Below are 1,094 nucleotides of genomic sequence, written 5' to 3'. Positions count from 1 at the left end.
CAACATCCACCTCCGTGCAGGCGCATTCGAATATCAGTTTCTCGGGGTACCTGAAAGATGCAGGCGGCAGCACGGTACCTTTCTCTCCAGTGAGAATTGATTTTTTTAGTAGGGCACAGCAAGAGAGCCGTTCATTTACAAGGCTTGTATCAGATGAAAATGGTTTTTTTAAAGGTTCGTTAAGGTTGCCGGAGTGTATAAGTCAGGAACCCCCTGCAGAAGATGTCCATAACCGGGTTTACAGCGGAACTCCATCAAATCCTTCAGAATGGTGGGATATCTTTTATGGTTTAGGCTATTTGGGGGTGTATTCGGAAGGGGTAGATGGTGGGTTGACTCCGATTAACCAAGAAGAGAGCTTTTATCATATCTGCCGCGAAAAGCTGGTAAAAATGTGTTTCTATGAAAAGAACTATGACACAGGAGGGACAAAATGGACTTGCCTAAAATAGTGGATAAATAAGTACCCCTCCAACCTGGAGAGCCCCCTAGTAGCTGGAGACCCAGCACTGGGGGGATTGTTTTACGCTTTGGTCTCTACGAACTGGTAAGCGTCAGTTCCTGCCAAATGATTTCTTGGGTCGTCTTTTACAATAGTGCCCATTAATCTCAAATGATGATAAAAACTGGACTCAAAGTATTCATCATCTAGCGCTTGACTGAAATCCCATTCTTTTTGAGGTTGAGCTACTGGTGCATAACCCAATAGTTCTCTTTTGCGTGTTTCACGGGCGTCTTCATGACTAGGTCTTCTGGGGAAATTGTCAAGAAAGCCTTCTATAAAGCTATTTATGGTGAAAGCGCCGTTTTGGACAAGATCTTCCTTGTTATGCTCTAAAGAATCTAATTTCTCAATATCGACACGAAATTCAGCATATAAGCCCGCTGTATAAACTGACTTTGTCAGATCCGATAGTGCATACTCAAGGTTCTTAGTGAGCTCTTCGTTATCCGATAAAGCCTCTTGGATCGCGTTGATCTGATTGCCGGTTACCGGCTCGCCATTTTGGGATTTGATGCCCGTCATTATGATGTTGCCATCTTTTAGTGCTACATCCAGATCACTCAAGTCAAGATCAGGATTAAGGGCCATC

Annotated in this window: 2 protein-coding genes; one reads left to right on the top strand and one right to left on the bottom strand. The window is 43.9% G+C overall.

Features of this window, described 5'->3' with window-relative positions; all coding sequences use genetic code 11:
• Positions 1 to 452 (top strand): hypothetical protein (locus tag G517_RS18945; RefSeq protein WP_157833194.1); only part of this gene is annotated, 452 nt, incomplete at its 5' end.
• A 71-nt stretch (positions 453 to 523) separates the two neighbouring features.
• On the opposite strand, the gene G517_RS18940 is transcribed toward G517_RS18945, so the two are convergent.
• Positions 524 to 1,094: hypothetical protein (locus tag G517_RS18940; RefSeq protein WP_036591422.1), on the bottom strand; the 571-nt coding region annotated here is incomplete at its 5' end.

Source organism: Oceanospirillum maris DSM 6286 (assembly GCF_000422865.1).
GTDB classification, from domain to species: Bacteria; Pseudomonadota; Gammaproteobacteria; order Pseudomonadales; family Halomonadaceae; genus Oceanospirillum; species Oceanospirillum maris.
This window is presented reverse-complemented; position numbering and strand designations above follow the sequence as displayed.